The 17,438-nt window shown below is 72.0% G+C and carries 14 protein-coding genes and 1 pseudogene; 8 read left to right on the plus strand and 7 right to left on the minus strand.

The genetic code is table 11. The features are described from left to right. Positions 1-31: 31 nt before the first annotated feature. Entirely contained in the window at positions 32-832 is an 801-nt protein-coding gene (locus OG519_RS07230) for an ABC transporter permease (RefSeq protein WP_405580149.1), read from the plus strand. A gap of 105 nt (positions 833-937) precedes the next feature. Then, positions 938-1,909 (plus strand): annotated as a pseudogene (locus OG519_RS07235) (COX15/CtaA family protein); the annotation flags it as partial. Here OG519_RS07235 and OG519_RS07240 read toward each other — a convergent pair. The 3 genes from OG519_RS07240 to OG519_RS07250 all read right to left on the minus strand — a co-directional run bounded on the left by OG519_RS07240 (position 1,883) and on the right by OG519_RS07250 (position 4,788). Further along, the gene (locus OG519_RS07240) at positions 1,883-3,304 is read right to left on the minus strand and encodes an amidohydrolase (protein ID WP_405580152.1); all 1,422 of its coding nucleotides are present in this window, start codon (positions 3,302-3,304) and stop codon (positions 1,883-1,885) included. The pseudogene OG519_RS07235 and the gene OG519_RS07240 overlap by 27 nt on opposite strands. 67 nt (positions 3,305-3,371) lie before the next feature. Continuing rightward, a complete protein-coding gene (locus OG519_RS07245) occupies positions 3,372-3,755 on the minus strand; it encodes a hypothetical protein (protein ID WP_405580154.1) in 384 nt (127 codons plus the stop codon). An 82-nt stretch (positions 3,756-3,837) separates the two neighbouring features. Beyond that, positions 3,838-4,788 carry a heme o synthase gene (locus OG519_RS07250; protein ID WP_405580157.1) on the minus strand — a complete coding sequence of 317 codons (951 nt, stop codon included), beginning with the start codon at positions 4,786-4,788 and terminating at the stop codon, positions 3,838-3,840. Positions 4,789-5,244: 456 nt separating this feature from the next. On the opposite strand from OG519_RS07250, the gene tkt reads away from it, so the two are divergent. The 5 genes from tkt to pgl are packed head-to-tail and all read left to right on the plus strand — an operon-like array spanning position 5,245 to position 11,846. Then, positions 5,245-7,332: a transketolase gene (gene tkt, locus OG519_RS07255; RefSeq protein ID WP_405580160.1), complete on the plus strand. Its 2,088-nt coding sequence runs from the start codon at positions 5,245-5,247 to the stop codon at positions 7,330-7,332. A gap of 34 nt (positions 7,333-7,366) precedes the next feature. Then, a complete protein-coding gene (gene tal, locus OG519_RS07260) occupies positions 7,367-8,485 on the plus strand; it encodes a transaldolase (RefSeq protein WP_405580162.1) in 1,119 nt (372 codons plus the stop codon). Next, positions 8,486-10,039, plus strand: a complete 1,554-nt coding sequence (gene zwf, locus OG519_RS07265) for a glucose-6-phosphate dehydrogenase (RefSeq protein ID WP_405580165.1) — start codon at positions 8,486-8,488, stop codon at positions 10,037-10,039. Then, positions 10,036-11,067 (plus strand): glucose-6-phosphate dehydrogenase assembly protein OpcA, encoded by a 1,032-nt coding sequence (gene opcA / locus OG519_RS07270; protein ID WP_405580168.1) that lies wholly within the window; start codon positions 10,036-10,038, stop codon positions 11,065-11,067. Before zwf ends, opcA begins: the two co-directional genes overlap by 4 nt. Positions 11,068-11,105: 38 nt before the next feature. After that, a complete protein-coding gene (gene pgl, locus OG519_RS07275; protein ID WP_405592535.1) occupies positions 11,106-11,846 on the plus strand; it encodes a 6-phosphogluconolactonase in 741 nt (246 codons plus the stop codon). An 89-nt stretch (positions 11,847-11,935) separates the two neighbouring features. On the opposite strand, the gene pgi is transcribed toward pgl, so the two are convergent. The 3 genes from pgi to OG519_RS07290 all read right to left on the minus strand — a co-directional run bounded on the left by pgi (position 11,936) and on the right by OG519_RS07290 (position 15,832). After that, positions 11,936-13,594, minus strand: a complete 1,659-nt coding sequence (gene pgi / locus OG519_RS07280) for a glucose-6-phosphate isomerase (protein WP_405580171.1) — start codon at positions 13,592-13,594, stop codon at positions 11,936-11,938. Between the two features lie 322 nt (positions 13,595-13,916). Next, on the minus strand, positions 13,917-14,690 hold the full coding sequence (locus OG519_RS07285) for a sugar isomerase domain-containing protein (RefSeq protein ID WP_405580174.1): 774 nt from the start codon (positions 14,688-14,690) through the stop codon (positions 13,917-13,919). A 131-nt stretch (positions 14,691-14,821) separates the two neighbouring features. Beyond that, positions 14,822-15,832, minus strand: a complete 1,011-nt coding sequence (locus OG519_RS07290; RefSeq protein WP_405580176.1) for an N-acetylglucosamine kinase — start codon at positions 15,830-15,832, stop codon at positions 14,822-14,824. 70 nt (positions 15,833-15,902) lie between these two features. Here OG519_RS07290 and OG519_RS07295 point away from each other — a divergent pair, with 70 nt between their 5' ends. Next, positions 15,903-16,775 (plus strand): MurR/RpiR family transcriptional regulator, encoded by an 873-nt coding sequence (locus OG519_RS07295; protein WP_405580178.1) that lies wholly within the window; start codon positions 15,903-15,905, stop codon positions 16,773-16,775. A 130-nt stretch (positions 16,776-16,905) separates the two neighbouring features. Here the strand turns inward: OG519_RS07295 and OG519_RS07300 are convergent, their stop codons facing one another. After that, complete coding sequence (locus OG519_RS07300) at positions 16,906-17,241, minus strand: RNA polymerase-binding protein RbpA (RefSeq protein ID WP_073497103.1); 336 nt, start codon at positions 17,239-17,241, stop codon at positions 16,906-16,908. Between the last annotated feature and the right edge of the window lie 197 nt (positions 17,242-17,438).

Below are 17,438 nucleotides of genomic sequence, written 5' to 3' on the forward strand. Positions count from 1 at the left end.
GCCTTGAGCTGACCGGCAAGGAGCCGCGGGTATGAGTGAGACGACCCTTGGGGCCGAGGCCGCCTACGCCGCCGGCGCCTTCGCTCCCGCGCCGGGGGCCGCCCCGCTGCGGCGGATGATCCGGGCGCAGGCACTGCTGGAGACCAAGCTGCTGCTGCGCAACGGCGAGCAGCTACTGCTCACCGTGGTGATCCCGGCTCTGCTGCTGCTCCTCTTCAGCTCGGTCGACATCGTGGACACCGGCAAGGGGAAGGCGGTGGACTTCCTCACCCCGGGCGTCCTGGCCCTCGCCGTGCTCTCCACCGCCTTCACCGGACAGGCCATCGCCACCGGCTTCGAACGGCGCTACGGCGTCCTCAAGCGGCTGGGCGCCTCGCCGCTGCCGCGCTGGGCGCTGATGGCCGCGAAGACCTGTTCCGTCCTGGTCACCGAGGTGCTCCAGATCGTGCTGCTGACGGTGATCGCCTTCGCGCTCGGCTGGTCCCCGCACGGCAACCCCTTCGCGGTGGTGCTGCTGCTGGCGCTGGGCACCGCCGCCTTCTCAGGACTCGGGCTGCTGATGGCCGGCACCCTGCGGGCGGAGGCGACGCTGGCCGCAGCGAACCTGGTCTTCCTGCTGCTCCTGGTGGGCGGCGGGGTGCTGGTGCCGATGGACAAGTTCTCCGGCGGCGTGCGGTCGGTGCTCGAACTGCTGCCGATCTCGGCGCTGTCGGACGGGCTGCGGGACGTGCTCCAGCAGGGCGCCGGGATGCCCTGGGGCGATCTGGGGATCCTCGCCGTATGGGCGGTGGTCGCACTGGCCGCGGCCGCCCGCTTCTTCCGCTGGGAGTGAGCTGCCGCTCACCGGCCGGCCCGCTCGCACCCACGCGCCCGGCCTCGGCGCCCCCTCGCAGCCCCTCGTGAAACCGTGCACAAGGTGGGCGCCTACGATGGGCCCGTGCCGAAGCTGCCCGCCATCGCGCGAAACCCGTTCGCCCTCATCGCCGCCCGGTGGACCCCGCGACCGGTGACGGTCCGCCGGGCGACGCTCTCCGCCGTGGTCATGTCGGTGGTCATCGTGGTGACCGGCGGCGCGGTCCGGCTCACCGGCTCGGGGCTCGGCTGCCCGACCTGGCCCACCTGCAACGGCGACAGCCTGCTCGGCACCCGTGAGATGGGCATCCACCACACCATCGAGGTCAGCAACCGGATGCTGACCTACGTGCTGTGCGCCGCCGTCGGCTGGGCCATCGTGGCCGTACGGGCGGGCAAACCGCTCCGCCGGGGTCCGTACCGGCTGGCCTGGGCGCAGTTCTGGGTGGTGGTCGCCAACGCGGTCTGGGGCGGCGTGGCGGTGCTCACCGACCTCAACCCGTATGTGGTCTCCACCCACTTCCTGCTCTCGGCCGCGCTGATCACCGTCGCCGTACTGACCTGGCAGCGGGCCGCGGAAGGCGACGCCTCGCCGCGTCCGCTGGTCGGCAAGCCGGTACGGCAGTTGGGCCAGCTCCTCACCGCCGCGAGCGCCGTGCTGATCGCGGTGGGCACCATCGTGACCGGCGCGGGGCCGCACCCCGGTGACTCGCGCGACGTGCGGCGCGTCCCCATCGACTGGAAGACGATCGCGCAGCTGCACGCCGACTTCGCCTGGGTCGTGGTCGGGCTGACCGCCGCGCTGTGGTTCGTGCTGCGGGCGGTGGACGCGCCGATCGGGCCGCGCCGCCGGACCAGGGACCTCTTCCTGGTGCTGATGTCCCAGGGCGTCATCGGCTACGTCCAGTACTTCACCGGACTGCCGATCGTCCTGGTGGGTCTGCACATGCTCGGCGCCGCGCTGATCTGGATCGCGGTGCTGCGGGTGGTGCTCTCCTTCCGCGAGCGGCCGCTGAGCGAGCCGGGCGGGTCAGAACCCGCCGTCGGCGAAGGGGAAGCGGGGGTGCGGGAGGCGGCTCCCGGTGGCCGGCGGCAGCCGGTAGACCCGGCGCGCGTTCCCCTCCGCGACGAGAGCGGCGACCCGTTCTCCGTCCGCCGCTGACCACTCCCCCGCGCCGACCCGCTCCCCGACCAGCCGGTCGAGCGCGGTGCGGAAGCCGCGGGTGCCGGTGACGTACAGCTCGGGCAGGCCGACCGCCCCGCTGGCGTAGAGCACCTTGCCGAAGGGGGCGCGGGCGAGCACCGCGGCCGGGTCGGTGCCGAGGGCCACGTAGACATGCGGAAGCGCGGCGGCCAGGTCCGCCGCGGCGGCCTGGTGCGCCGGTCCCGGCACCAGCACCACGTCCGTGCCGAGTCCGGCGGTGGCGCGCAGGAAGTCGACGCCCGCCAGCGGTCCCGGCCCGGCCGGGTGGTGCCTGAGCAGCAGCGGCAGTCCGGTGGCGACCGCGTGCCACAGCAGATGGCGCAGCAGTACGGGATCGGTCGGCCGCCCGCCCACCGGCCGGCCACCGAGCCACCGCCCGGCGGCGTACCGCACCTCCACCGGATCCGGCGGCCGGGTGCCGTATCCCCGGCCGGAGCCGTACGGAACGGGTTCGGGATCGGTCCAGCCGGAAGAGCCGGGGGGCGCGGAGGAGTCCGCGAAGCCCGGGAGTCCGGAGAAGCCCGCGGCGCCCGTGTCGCCCGACCCCGGGGAGCCGGCGAACCCGGGCAGCCCGGAGAGCGCGGCGAACCCGGCGGACGCCGCGTCGGCCCTGCCGATCCCGAAGCGGCCGAAGCCGCCGTCATCGCGGCCGTCGCCGTCACCGGCGTGACCGCCGTCAGCGCCTCCGTAGCCCTCGTCCGCCGCCCCCGAAGGCCCCGGCCGGGCATGCCGGCCGCGGCCGGCTCCCGCGCCGTCCCCGCAGGAGAAGCCGGCCACCGTCAGCGCGGCGCCATGGATCGCCTCGGCGAGATTCGCCAGGAAGCAGTCCACCGTGCCCGAGGTGTCGGCGACCTGCTGGGCGAGCGGTTCCAGACGGACGATCTCGTACGCGGCCGCCGCGCCCGCCGCGCCGAGTTCCTTGGGCGGCGTGAGGCCACCCGGTTCACCGGTGTCGACCAGGTAGTCGGTGATGGCGGTGCCGCGCAGCAGCCGCCGGGTCGCCTCATAGGCGCCCAGTTCACGGCGGCGGGCCAGATAGCGGGCCGGCGGACAGTGCGGTTCGAGGCCGAGCAGCGGCGGGCACCAGCGGCGCACCGCGAAGCCGATGGGGCTGTCGAAAAGGGTGGTGCCCGCCGCGGCGGCGCCGGGGAGCCGCGCCTCGAAGGCGCCCAGCCCGAGGTCCCCGGGATCGACCCCGTGGCAGTAAGCGTCCACCAGGTGTGTCCGCGCCCACCGCGCCCCGGCCATCCGCCGCCCTTCGCCGCCTCGTCGTCCGTCACGACCCTGCCATGGGTCCTAACGGTGGAGGTGGCCGTCAGGTGTTGGCGTGCCCGCCGATCTGGATTCCGGCCATCCGCTTCCACTCGTAACCGCCGGTGCGCATCCTGGCGGCGAGTTCGCCGGTGAGGTCTTCGTGGACCGGCACGCCGGCACGCTCCACCGCGCGGACGGCGAGCGCGTGGCTGGGCGCCACCAGGTCGCCCCAGTCGCCGTTCGCCGCGACCAGCACGATCCGCGCGCCGCGCTCCCCCAGGTACAGCACGCTCGCCTCGGCTCCGCCGCCGTGCCGCCGTGAGAACGCCTCGATCCGCCGCGCCAGCCGCCCGACGCGCCGGAGTTCACGTCCCTCGGCCCAGCGCGCCCGCTTGTTCCCTGCCTGGGTCCCGGACTCGGCCCGCTCTTCGCTGCTCTCGACCATCCCCCGATGCTACCCGCGGGTAACCCGCCCGGGAAAGCACCGCGCCTCTTCTCGGCCCAAGCTCAGCGCAGCGGCTCCGCGGCTAATGGAGGAAGGGGTCGATCGCCACCGCGACAAAGAGCAGCGTGGCGTAGGTGATCGACCAGTGGAACAGCCGCATCTCCTTGAGCTGCGCGCCGGAGACACCCGCCTTGGCGCGGGCGTGCAGCCCGTGCGCCTCCTTGAGCCAGAAGGCACCGAGCGCCGCCGCCACCAGCGGGTAGAACCAGGAGGTGACGCCGAGCGGCCACCACAGCGCCATCGAGGTGATCACCATCACCCAGCTGTAGAGCACGATCTGCCGGGCCACCACCTGATTGCCCGCCACGACCGGCAACATCGGCACCCCGACACGCTCGTAGTCGTCCTTGACCTTCATCGACAGCGGCCAGTAGTGCGGCGGCGTCCAGAAGAAGAGGACGAGGAAGAGCACGAACGGCGCCCACCCCAACTCGTCCCGCACCGCCGACCAGCCGATGAAGACCTGGAGGCAGCCGGCCACCCCGCCCCACACGATGTTCTGCGCGGTGCGGCGCTTGAGCCCGAGCGTGTAGACGAAGACGTAGTAGAGGATCGCCGTCAACGAGAGCACCGCGGACAGCGGGTTGACCAGGGTCCAGAACCACACCGTGGAGACAACCGAGAGGGTGATCCCGAAGACCAGCCCCTCGCGCGGCGAGACCAGCCCGGTGACCAGCGGACGCCGCTCGGTGCGGTGCATCAGCGCGTCGATGTCGCGATCGATGTACATATTGAGCGCGTTGGCGCCGCCGGCCGACAGATAGCCGCCGACCACGGTCGTCAGCACCAGCCACAGATCGGGCACCCCGCCCGCCGCCAGGAACATCACCGGCACCGTCGTGATGAGCAACAGCTCGATGATGCGCGGCTTGGTCAGCGCCACGAACCCCATGACACGGGCCCCGAACGGCCGATGACCTGGACCCGATCCGAGGACCCCTGCGGGTCGGGATTCGACGGCCGTCACGAACACCCCAAGAGAGATGAGTCCAGCAAGCACCGGCCGCCGACGCGGTGAGCGGTTGCGGGGCCGAGGAAGGCTTGCGCTTACCACGCCACTGTAGAGGTAGGGAATACCCGGCTTTCCCCGGGGGTCGCCCGTGTCCCCCGCTTACCGGCCGCCCGTCAGCCGCTCGCGGACCGCGTACGTGCCGCTCACGCCGGCCCCAAGCCACTGACATGCCGCTGACCTGCCGCCCCCAAGCCGCTCACAGGCGGAGTCCGGCACCCTCACCCTTGCCGGACGCAAGGGCGCGGCGACGGCTGTAGACGGCCGGTTAACCAGTCGTTCACGGCGTTCGGGCGGCGCAGCACACAGGACCGGGGCAGGATCAAAAGGTGCGTGTGCTGCGGCGGTAGGCTCGGCCACGTCGGGTAGGCAACCGTCACCGGCGCTTTTCAACATGTTGGAGAGGAGCCCTGACCCAGGGTGAGCAAGCAGCCGACCACCACAGACCTTGAGTGGACCGATCTGGATGAGCGGGCCGTCGATACCGTCCGCGTCCTGGCCATGGATTCCGTGCAGAAGGTCGGCAACGGCCATCCGGGCACGGCCATGAGCCTGGCTCCCGCCGCTTATCTGCTGTTCCAGAAGGTCATGCGGCACGATCCGGCGGACGCCGACTGGGTCGGCCGGGACCGCTTCGTACTCTCCGCCGGGCATTCGAGCCTGACCCTCTACACGCAGCTCTACCTGGCGGGGTACGGCCTGGAGCTCGACGACCTGAAGGCCTTCCGCACCTGGGGCTCCAAGACCCCGGGCCACCCGGAGTACGGCCTCACCCGCGGGGTGGAGACCACCACGGGGCCGCTGGGCCAGGGTGTCGCCAACGCGGTGGGCATGGCGATGGCGGCCCGTTACGAGCGCGGCCTGTTCGACCCGGACGCCGCTCCCGGCACCTCGCCGTTCGACCACACGATCTGGGCGATCGCCGGTGACGGCTGCCTCCAGGAGGGCATCTCCGCCGAGGCGTCCTCGATGGCGGGCCACCAGAAGCTCGGCAACCTCGTACTGCTGTGGGACGACAACCACATCTCCATCGAGGGCGACACCGAGACGGCCGTGTCCGAGGACACCCTGAAGCGGTACGAGGCGTACGGCTGGCACGTCCAGCGGGTCGCGCCCAAGGAGAACGGCGACCTCGACCCCGAGGCGCTGTACGCGGCGCTGAAGGCGGCGCAGGCCGAGACCGCGCGTCCCTCGTTCATCGCGGCCCGCTCGATCATCGCCTGGCCCGCCCCGCACGCGCAGAACACCGGCGGCGCGCACGGCTCCGCGCTGGGCGAGGAGGAGGTCGCGGCCACCAAGCGCGTCCTCGGCTTCGACCCGGAGCAGCACTTCGAGGTGGCCGACGAGGTGATCGCCCACACCCGGGCGGTCGGTGAGCGCGGCCGCGCGGCCCGCGCCGAGTGGGAGAAGTCGTTCGCCGCCTGGCGGGACGCCAACCCCGAGCACGCCGCGACCTACGACCGGGTCGCCGCGGCCGAACTCCCCAAGGGCTGGGAGGACCACGTACCGGCCTTCGAGGTGGGCAAGTCCGTCGCCACCCGGGCCGCTTCGGGCAAGGTGCTGGAGGCGCTGGGCGCGGTCATCCCCGAACTGTGGGGCGGTTCCGCCGACTTGGCCGGCTCGAACAACACCACCTTTGACAAGAACTCCTCGTTCCTCCCCGAGGGCAACCCGCTGCCCGGCGCGAAGCCCTACGGCCGCACCATCCACTTCGGCATCCGCGAGCACTCGATGGGCGCCGAGCTGAACGGCATCACGCTGCACGGCAACACCCGGGCCTACGGCGGTACGTTCCTGGTCTTCTCCGACTACATGCGCAACGCGGTACGGCTCTCCGCGCTGATGCACCTGCCGGTGACGTACGTCTGGACGCACGACTCGATCGGCCTCGGCGAGGACGGCCCGACCCACCAGCCGGTGGAGCACCTGGCCTCGCTGCGGGCCATCCCCGGCCTCAACGTGGTCCGGCCGGCCGACGCCAACGAGACCGCCGTCGCCTGGCGCGAGATCCACAAGCGCTGGACCAAGGAGTTCGGCAAGGGCCACCCGCACGGCCTCGCGCTGACCCGCCAGGGTGTGCCGACCTACGAGCGCAATGACGACGCCGCGCGCGGCGGCTACGTCCTCTTCGAGGCCGAGGACGGCCCGGCGCAGGTGATCCTGATCGGCACCGGCTCCGAGGTGCAGCTCGCGGTCGGGGCGCGCGAGCAGCTCCAGGCGGCCGGCGTGCCCACCCGGGTGGTGTCGATGCCGTGTGTGGAGTGGTTCGAGGAGCAGGACCAGGCATACCGCGACAGCGTGCTGCCGCCCTCGGTCAAGGCGCGGGTCGCCGTCGAGGCCGGCGTGCGGCTGACCTGGTACCGCTTCGTGGGCGACGCCGGCCGCATCGTGGGTCTTGACCACTTCGGCGCCTCCGCTGACGCCGGGCTGCTCTTCCGTGAGTTCGGGTTCACCGCGGAAGCGGTGGCCGCAGCGGCCCGGGAATCTCTCGACGCCGTAGACCGCTGACGCTAGTAAACGATTAGTAGGAGATGCAGATCTCATGACAGACGCACTCAAGCGCCTCTCCGACGAAGGCGTAGCGATCTGGCTGGACGACTTGTCGCGCAAGCGCATCACGTCCGGCAACCTTGCCGAGCTCATCGACCAGCAGCACGTGGTGGGAGTGACCACCAATCCGTCGATCTTCCAGAAGGCGATCGCCGAAGGCAACGGCTACGACACCCAGATCTCGGATCTGGCGGCCCGGCGGGTCACCGTCGAGGAAGCCATCCGGATGATCACCACCGCGGACGTCCGGGACGCCGCCGACGTGCTCCGCCCGGTCTTCGACGCGACCGGCAACCAGGACGGCCGGGTCTCCATCGAGGTCGACCCGCGGCTGGCGCACAACACCAAGGCCACGGTCGCCGAGGCCAAGCAGCTCGCCTGGCTGGTGGACCGCCCCAACACGCTGATCAAGATCCCGGCGACCCTGGCGGGCCTGCCGGCCATCACCGAGACCATCGGCCGGGGCATCAGCGTCAATGTGACGCTGATCTTCTCCCTGGAGCGGTACCACGGTGTGATGGACTCGTACCTCTCCGGGCTGGAGAAGGCCAAGGCTGCGGGCCTCGACCTGTCGAAGATCCACTCCGTCGCGTCGTTCTTCGTGTCCCGGGTGGACACCGAGGTCGACAAGCGGCTGGAGAAGATCGGCGGCGACGAGGCGAAGGCGCTCAAGGGCAAGGCGGCACTCGCCAACGCCCGGCTCGCCTACCAGGCGTACGAAGAGGTCTTCAGCTCGGACCGCTGGGCCGTCCTGGAGCGGGCCGGCGCCAACAAGCAGCGTCCGCTGTGGGCGTCCACCGGTGTCAAGGACCCGGCCTACCCGGCCGACCTCTACGTCACCGGGCTGGTCGCGCCCAACACGGTGAACACCATGCCGGAGGCGACGCTGGAAGCCGCCGCCGACTCGGAGATCACCGGCGACACCATCCGCGGCACCTACGAGCAGGCCCGCGCCGATCTCGACGCGCTCGCCTCCGTCGGGGTGTCCTACGACGACGTGGTGCGGGTACTGGAGGACGAGGGCGTGGAGAAGTTCGAGCAGGCGTGGACCGAGCTGCTCGGCTCCACCAAGGCGGAGCTCGAACGCCTCGCCCAGTCCTCGGAGGCCTGAGTGACCAGCGAGTACGTCGACGAGACCCCCGCCCAGGCCCACAATCCGCTGCGGGACGCGCTGGACCGGCGGCTGCCGCGGATCGCGGGCCCGTCCGGGCTGGTCATCTTCGGTGTGACGGGTGACCTGTCGCGCAAGAAGCTGATGCCGGCGGTCTACGACCTGGCCAACCGCGGGCTGCTGCCGCCGGGCTTCGCCCTGGTCGGCTTCGCCCGCCGCAGCTGGGAGAACGAGGACTTCGCGGAAGAGGTCCACGACGCGGTCAAGGAGCACGCCCGCACCCCTTTTCGTGAGGAGGTGTGGCAGCAGCTCGCCGAGGGCTGCCGCTTCGTCCAGGGCGACTTCGACGACGACAAGGCGTTCGAGCAGCTCAAGGCGACCATCGAGGACCTGGACAAGGCGCGCGGCACCGGCGGCAACTTCGCCTTCTACCTCTCGGTGCCGCCGAAGTTCTTCCCCAACGTGGTGGAGCAGCTCAAGAAGCACGGGCTGTCCGACGGCAGCAACGGAGCGTGGCGGCGTGCCGTCATCGAGAAGCCGTTCGGCCACGACCTGGAGAGCGCGCAGCAGCTCAACCAGATCGTGCACGACGTCTTCCCGCCCAACGAGGTCTTCCGTATCGACCACTACCTGGGCAAGGAGACGGTGCAGAACATCCTGGCGCTGCGGTTCGCCAACACGATGTTCGAGCCGATCTGGAACCGGTCGTACGTGGACCATGTGCAGATCACCATGGCCGAGGACATCGGCATCGGCGGTCGCGCCGGGTACTACGACGGCATCGGCGCCGCCCGTGACGTGATCCAGAACCACCTGCTGCAACTGCTGGCGCTGACCGCGATGGAGGAGCCCGGCTCCTTCCACCCGAAGGCGCTCACCGCGGAGAAGCTCAAGGTGCTCGGGGCGGTCGTGCTCCCCGACGACCTCGGCAAGCACACCGTGCGCGGCCAGTACGCGCACGCCTGGCAGGGCGGCGAGGAGGTGCTCGGCTACCTGGAGGAGGAGGGCATCAACCCCAAGTCCAAGACCGACACCTACGCCGCCGTGAAGCTGGAGATCAACAACCGGCGCTGGGCGGGTGTGCCGTTCTACCTGCGCACCGGCAAGCGACTCGGCCGCCGGGTCACCGAGATCGCGGTGGTCTTCAAGCGGGCCCCGTATCTGCCCTTCGAGTCCGGCGCCACCGAGGAGCTGGGCGAGAACGCCCTGGTCATCCGGGTGCAGCCGGACGAGGGCGTGACCGTGCGGTTCGGCTCCAAGGTGCCGGGCACCACGACCGAGGTCAGGGACGTCACGATGGACTTCGCCTACGGCGAGTCCTTCACCGAATCCAGCCCGGAGGCGTACGAGCGGCTCATCCTGGATGTGCTCCTCGGTGACGCCAACCTCTTCCCGCGCCACCAGGAGGTCGAGCTCTCGTGGCTCATCCTCGACCCCATCGAGGCGTTCTGGGAGAAGCACGGCAAGCCCGCCCAGTACTCGGCCGGCACCTGGGGCCCGGCCGAGGCTGACGAGATGCTCGCACGAGACGGCAGGAGCTGGCGCCGGCCATGAAGATCGATCTGACGGACACCACGTCCTCGCGCATCAACAACGCGCTGATCCAGGCGCGGCGGGCCATCGGCACCCCGGCCGTCGGCATGGTGCTGACCCTGGTCATCGTCACCGACGAGGGCAGCGCCTATGACGCGCTGAAGGCGGCGGGCGAGGCGTCCCGTGAGCACCCGTCGCGGATAATCGTCGTCATCAAGCGCCCCGGCCGCTCGCCGCGGGACCGGGCACTGGCCCGGCTCGACGCCGAGGTGCTGGTCGGCGCCGAGGCGGGCACCGGCGAGACGGTCGTGCTGCGGATGCACGGCGAGCTCGCCAACCACGCCGAATCGGTCGTGCTGCCGCTGCTGCTGCCGGACGCCCCGGTGGTGGTCTGGTGGCCGGAGAACGGCCCGAAGAACCCGGCCGTCGACCCGCTGGGTTCGCTCGGCCAGCGCCGGATCACCGACGCGGCGGCCGCCGAGGACCCGGTGGGCGCGCTCGCCGACCGCGCGGCCACCTACGCGCCCGGCGACACCGACCTGGCCTGGACCCGGATCACCCCGTGGCGCTCGATGCTGGCCGCCGCCCTCGACCAGCGGCACTCCAAGATCACCTCGGCGGGCGTCGAGGGCGAGGCGTACAACCCCAGTACGGAGCTGCTGGCCCTGTGGCTGGCGGACCGGCTCGGGGTGGAGGTGTCCCGCAAGGTCACCGACGGTCCTGGCATCACCGCGGTCCGGCTGCTCACCGCCGACGGCGATGTCTGCCTGGACCGCCCGGACGGGCGGCTCGCCGTACTGGAGATGCCCGGACAGCCGGACCGCCATGTGGCACTGAAGCGGCGGGAGACCTCGGAACTGCTCGCCGAGGAGCTGCGCCGGCTGGACCCCGACGACATATACCGCAGCACGGTGGCCTTCGGTGTCAAGCACCTGGTCGACCGGGTCCAGGGGGGCGGCGCCAAGGGCGGGGACAAGGAGGGCGCGCCCGTCGCGGCCAAGAAGGCGTCCCCGGCCACCCCCGTCAGAAAGGCGGAGACCGCCAAGTGAGCACCCCGCAGGTGGTCGTCCACCGGGACAAGGAACTGATGGCGCGCGCCGCGGCGGCCCGGCTGATCACGAAGATCGTGGACGCCCAGGCCGCCCGGGGCACCGCCTCGGTGGTGATCACCGGCGGGCGCAACGGCAACGCGCTGCTGGCCGCCCTCGCCGAATCCCCGGCGAGGGACGCGGTGGACTGGGCGCACCTCGACGTGTGGTGGGGCGACGAACGCTTCCTGCCGGACGGCGACCCGGAGCGCAATGTCACCCAGGCCGAGGAGGCGCTGCTCGGCGCGGTGCCGCTCGATCCCCGGCGGGTCCATCCGATGGCCCCGTCCGACGGCGAGTTCGGCTCCGACGTGGAGGCGGCGGCCACGGCCTACGCCACGGAACTGGCGGCCGCCGCCAGGCCCGAGGACCACGGCCAGGTGCCGTCCTTCGACGTGCTGATGCTGGGGGTGGGCCCCGACGCCCATGTGGCCTCGCTCTTCCCCGAGCATCCGGGGGTGCGGGAGTCGGTCCGTACCGTGATCGGTGTCCACGGCTCGCCCAAGCCGCCGCCGACCCGTATCTCGCTGACCCTGCCGGCCATCCGCGCGGCCCGCGAGGTCTGGCTGCTCGCGGCCGGCGAGGACAAGGCGGGCGCGGTGGCGCTCGCGCTCTCCGGGCCCGGTGAGGTGCAGGCGCCCGCCTCGGGTGCCTACGGCCGCTCTCGCACGCTGTGGCTGCTGGACCGGGACGCGGCGGCCAAGCTGCCGCCGCAGCTCTATCCGGCGACCTCCTCGTAGGACAGCACCGCGGCGATCGCACCGACGGCCGAGGGGGCTGGGAGGACATGTCCTCCCGGCCCCCTCGCCTGTTCAGCGGGTTCAGCGGTTCAGCGGCCGCGCAGCGAGCGGTACGTGGCGACCAGCGCCTTCGTGCTCGGGTCGAGGCCCGGGACGTCGGCGCCTTCGGTGAGGGCCGGCTCCACCCGCTTGGCCAGCACCTTGCCGAGTTCGACGCCCCACTGGTCGAAGGAGTCGATGTTCCAGATCGCGCCCTGGACGAACACCTTGTGCTCGTAGAGGGCGACGAGCTGGCCGAGGACCGACGGGGTCAGCTCGGTGGCGAGAATCGTGCTGGTGGGGTGGTTCCCCCGGAAGGTCTTGTGCGGCACCAGCTCCTCGGGGACACCTTCGGCGCGGACCTCCTCCGGGGTCTTGCCGAAGGCGAGCGCCTGGGTCTGGGCGAAGAAGTTGGCCATCAGCAGGTCGTGCTGGCCGGCCAGTTCGCCGAGTTCGGCGAGCGGCCGGGCGAAGCCGATGAAGTCCGCCGGGATCAGCTTCGTCCCCTGGTGCACCAACTGGTAGTACGCGTGCTGCCCGTTGGTGCCGGGCGTGCCCCACACCACCGGGCCGGTCTGCCAGTTGACCGGCGTGCCGTCGCGCTGCACCGACTTGCCGTTGGACTCCATGTCCAACTGCTGGAGGTACGCGGTGAACCGGCTGAGGTAGTGGCTGTACGGCAGCACCGCGTGCGCCTGGGCATCGTGGAAGTCGCCGTACCAGACGCCGAGCAGGCCGAGCAGCAGCGGCACGTTCCGTTCCGGCGGCGCGGTCCTGAAGTGCTCGTCGACCAGATGGAATCCGGCCAGCATGCTGCGGAACGCCTCGGAGCCGATCGCCACCATCAGCGACAGGCCGATGGCGGAGTCGTAGGAGTAGCGGCCACCGACCCAGTCCCAGAACTCGAACATGTTCTGGGTGTCGATGCCGAACTCGGCGACCTTCTCCGCGTTGGTGGACAGCGCCACGAAGTGCTTGGCCACCGCCGAGGTGTCGGCCCCCAGTTGGGTGAGCAGCCAGTCGCGGGCCGAGGTGGCGTTGGTGATGGTCTCGATGGTGGTGAACGTCTTGGAGGCGACGATGAAGAGCGTCTCGGCCGCGTCCAGGTCCCGGACCGCCTCGTGCAGGTCGGCGCCGTCCACGTTGGAGACGAAACGGACCGTCAGGTCGCGGTGGGTGTAGGCGCGCAGCGCCTCGTACGCCATCGCCGGGCCCAGGTCGGAGCCGCCGATGCCGATGTTGACGATGTTCTTGATCGGCTTGCCGGTGTGGCCGGTCCATTCGCCGTTGCGGATGCGGTCGGCGAAGACCGACATCTTGTAGAGCACGGCGTGCACACCGGGTACGACGTTCTGTCCGTCGACGCTGATGGTCGCGGACTGCGGGGCGCGCAGCGCGGTGTGCAGCACCGCGCGGTCCTCGGTGAGGTTGATCCGCTCACCGGCGAACATCGCGTCCCTGAGCTCGAACACACCGGTCGCCGACGCCAGTTCGCGCAGCAGCCGCAGTGTCTCGTCGGTGACCAGATGCTTGGAGTAGTCCAGGTGGAGATCGCCGACCTGGAGGGTGTAGCGACTGCCGCGTTCCGGGTCCCGTTCGAACAGGTCCCGTAGATGCGCGTCTGCCAGCTCCTGGCGGTGCTTGGCGAGCGCGTGCCACTCGGGCCGCTGGTCCAGACGGGTGGCGGCGTGCGCGTTGGTTTCGGACATCAGTCCACTTCTCCTCGTCCTCGCTGCGAGTCCAAACTAATGGAGGATCCGGCGGAACGAGATCCGGTGGGCCCGCGCCGAGGGGTGAGTCTTCGACGAAGGCGGCGGCGGGTCGGGAATGTCGGGCGGGGCGGCCCGCGCACCCGGCGGTCAAGCCCCGCCAAGCCCGGTCAGACCCGTCAGACCGGGCGCGCCGGCCGGGCCGCTGTTGCCGGTCATGCGGGGCGGCGCGTACTTGCCGGTCGGGTCCGGCCGGTTGGGGCAGGCCGGTTGGGGGCAGGTCAGGTCAGATCTGGTGCGGCCCGGTCGGATGGGCCGGGTGTCAGAAGCCGTTGCGGTGCAGCCGGCCGGCGTAGTGCTCCTCCAGTACGGCGTTGCGCTCGTGGCCGCCGGGCAGGTTGGCGGAGATGTAGACGGGGGCCGTCCCGCCCTCGGCGGTGAGCCGGCCCACCGCTTCGGCGACGACCATCTGCACCAGCAGGGCCGAGGTGATGGTGGAGACCCCGCACAGGGCGCCGCCGTCCGGCAGCGGCAGGATCGCGTCGCCGGCCGGGGCGCAGTTGTCGAGCACGGCGTCGGCGATGTCGGCGAGGTGCCGCCCGCTGGGGTGCAGCGCGGGCACCGCCCGGGTGTGCGCGAGCGAGGTCAGCGCGATCAGCGGGTGCCCGGCCTCCTTGACCTGTAGGGCCATGTCCACGATCGAGTTGTTGACACCGGAGTTGGACACGATGACGAAGACGTCCTGCGGGCGCGGGGCGGCCAGTTCGTAGAGCTTGCGGGCCAGTCCCGGGGAGCGTTCGAGCAGCGGGTCGTCGAGGATCGCCCGGTCCGCGCCGCCGCGGAGCACCAGGTCGGTCAGCCCGATCCGGTTGGTGGGGATGAGGCCCCCGGCCCGTCCGACGATCTCCAGCACGGTCGCCTGCGAGTGCCCGGTGCCGAAGCCGTGGATCACTCCGTCGGCCGCCACGCTCTCCGCCACCAGCCGTCCGGCGGCGGCCACGCCGTCCTTGTTGGCCGCGATGGCCCGCTCGACCGCGGCCCGCCCGACGTCGGCGAAGGCCGCGCCGTTGATCTGGTTGATCTGTGCGTCGCCCATGCCGGGGGCTCCTTTGCGAAGGTCGCGATCTTCGGTTGGTTGAGCCGAGAACAGCTCGCTTCGATGAAACAATGAACCGAGAGGGACGTCAAGGCCGGTACCCGGCGGCACGGGCGGCGCCGCCCCGCGGGTCACAGCAGCGCGCGGGCCAGGGCGGCGGCGCCGCCCGAACCGTCGGCCACCGGGAAGATCCGCAGGTCGAGATCGGCGAGCAGGACGGTGACCCGGCCCAGCAGCGGCCCTTCAGGACCGAGCAGGCCGCCGGTGGTCGCCAGCGGCTCACCCGGCCGCGGCGCCAGGGACCGCACGGTCGCGGCGAGCAGTTCCGCCGCCCGGTCGAGCAGCCGCAGCGCCACCGGGTCCCCCTCGCCCGCCGCGGCCACCGCCACCGGGCTGAGCAGCGCCAGCCGGGCCGGTGCCTCCCCGTAAGCGCGCACCACGATGCCCTCGGCGAGACCGTGCGACGCCTCGAAGTCCCACTCCCGCCGGGGCGGCCCGGCCGGCAGCCGCACCCCCGGCACCGGCTCACCTGCCGGGAAGTAGTGCGCGGTCACCCTCGCCACCAGCGAGGTCCAGGGCCCGCGGCCGTCCAGGGCCTCCAGCGCGGCCCGGACGGCGTGGCCGCCGAGCCAGAAACCGCTGCCCTCGTCGCCGAGCAGCCACCCGTGGCCGTCGGTGACCGCGGTGCGGCGGCGCCCGGCGAGGCGGGCCGCGATGGCCCCGGTCCCGGCGATCAGGACCAGGCCGTCGCCGGGCGCGCCCGGGGCGCCGGCCAGCGCCACCTCGGTGTCGCCGCCGACGTCGGTCCTGGCCCCGGTGATGCCGTTGGCGGCGAGGGCGTCCGCCAGGCAGGAGAGCGCCAGCCCCTGCCCCCGCTCGGGGCCGAGCCCGGCGGCCGCGCCGGCGAAGCCGCCGAAGGCCGCCACCACCCGGCTCCTGGCGGCGGCCGGCACCGCGGCCGCGATGGCCTCGGTCAGATGCCGGGTGAGGTCGGCCCGGCGGACGCTGAGCGCGTTGCCGGGGCCGCCGGTCCCGTGCCCGAGCACCGGGCCGCCCGGCGCCGCGGCTTCCAGGGACGCCCGGCTGCGGGTACCGCCCGCGTCGATGCCGACCACCAATGGCTGGCTGTAGATTTCATTCATCGACAAGCATCGTGGTTGATAGATTCATCCGGGCACAACCCGCCGCGCGACCCCGACGAGAGGAGTGGTCATGATCACGGCCCTGATCCGCTCCGAACTCCCCCGGATGTCCGGCTCGCTGCGCAAGGTCGGTGAGCTGGTGCTGGCCGACCCGGCCGCCGCCACCCACGGCTCCGCCGCCGAGCTGGGCCGCCGCACCGGCACCTCGCAGGCCACCGTGACCCGCTTCTGCCGCGCGCTCGGTCTTGAGTCCTACCAGCAGTTGCTGATCGAGCTCGCCCAGGAGCAGGGCCGGGCGGCGGCCGCGGAACCGCCGAGCGCCGCGCTGGGCCCGCGGATCGGCCCGGCGGACGATCTGGAGCATGTCATCGGGGTGGTCGCGGAAGCCGATCTGCGGGCCTTGCGGCACACCGCCGAGCTGCTGGACCGCGAAGCGCTGGAAAGAGCCGCACAGGCCCTCGCCAGGGCCCGCAGGATCGATGTCTACGGGGTGGGCGGCTCCGGAATCGTCGCCCATGAGACCCAGGCCCGGCTCTACGGCATCGGCTGCGCCGCCCACGCCTGGACCGAGGTGCACGCCGCGGAGGTCTCAGCGGCCCTGCTGACGCCCTCCGACGCGGTGGTGGCCCTCTCGCACTCGGGGGCCACCCGTGAGGCGCTGGAGCCGCTGCGGCTGGCCGCCGACCGCGGTGCCACCACGGTGGCGGTCACCGGTGATCCGCGCTCACCGATCGCCCAGGCCGCCGACATCACCCTGACGTCCTTCTCCGGCGAGACCAGCTTCCGCCGGGGCAACTTCGGCACCCGGCACTCCGTACTGCTGATCGTCGACTGCCTGTACGCGAGGGTCGCCCAGCTCACCTACGAGCGGGCGACCGCGTCGATCGCCTTGACGTCGCACATCGCCGAAGGCCACGCCGCCCGGCCGCGCCGCCGGGGCTGACCCGGCCGCCTGGCCCTCCGGAGGCGTCGTCGGAGGGCGTCCTCCGAGGGCGTCTTTCTGAGGGCGTCTTCTGAGACATCTTCGGGGCGGAGCCTGAGCCGCCGACCCGAGCCGACCTCGACGGAGCGGCTCAGATCTCGCCGCGCAGCTTGGCCAGCGCCTCGGCGAGGATCGCCTCGCCGTCGGCTGCCGACCGCCGCTCCCGCACATACGCCAGATGCGTCTTGTACGGCTCGGTGCGCGGGGGGGCCGGCGGGTTCTCCTCGTCCTGCCCGGCCGGGAAGCCGCAGCGGGGGCAGTCCCAGGTCTCCGGGATCTGCGCGTCGCTGGCGAAGCTCGGCTGGGTCTCGTGCCCGTTGGAGCACCAGAAGGAGATCCGCAGCCGGGGCGCGGACTCGCCGCGCTCGGCCTCTCCCATCGGCCCCGCTCCGACCCGACTGCCACGGATCGCGTTGCCACTTGCCACGGTCGTAACTCCCTGCGTGATGGTGCTGCGAGGTCGCCCCTGCGTGCGGAGACCGGTTCACCCGCGCCTGGCGGGAAAGGGCACGGTATCCCAAGGGGTCGTTCCATGATAAGTCGGGTGTGCGACGGAGCGTCAGTTATCGCTGGAGTATCGGCCGATGCCGCGCTTCACGCGGCGGCGGCGAAGCCGCGCCCTTC

It is taken from the genome of Streptomyces sp. NBC_01190, from assembly GCF_045039895.1.
GTDB lineage: Bacteria > Actinomycetota > Actinomycetes > Streptomycetales > Streptomycetaceae > Actinacidiphila.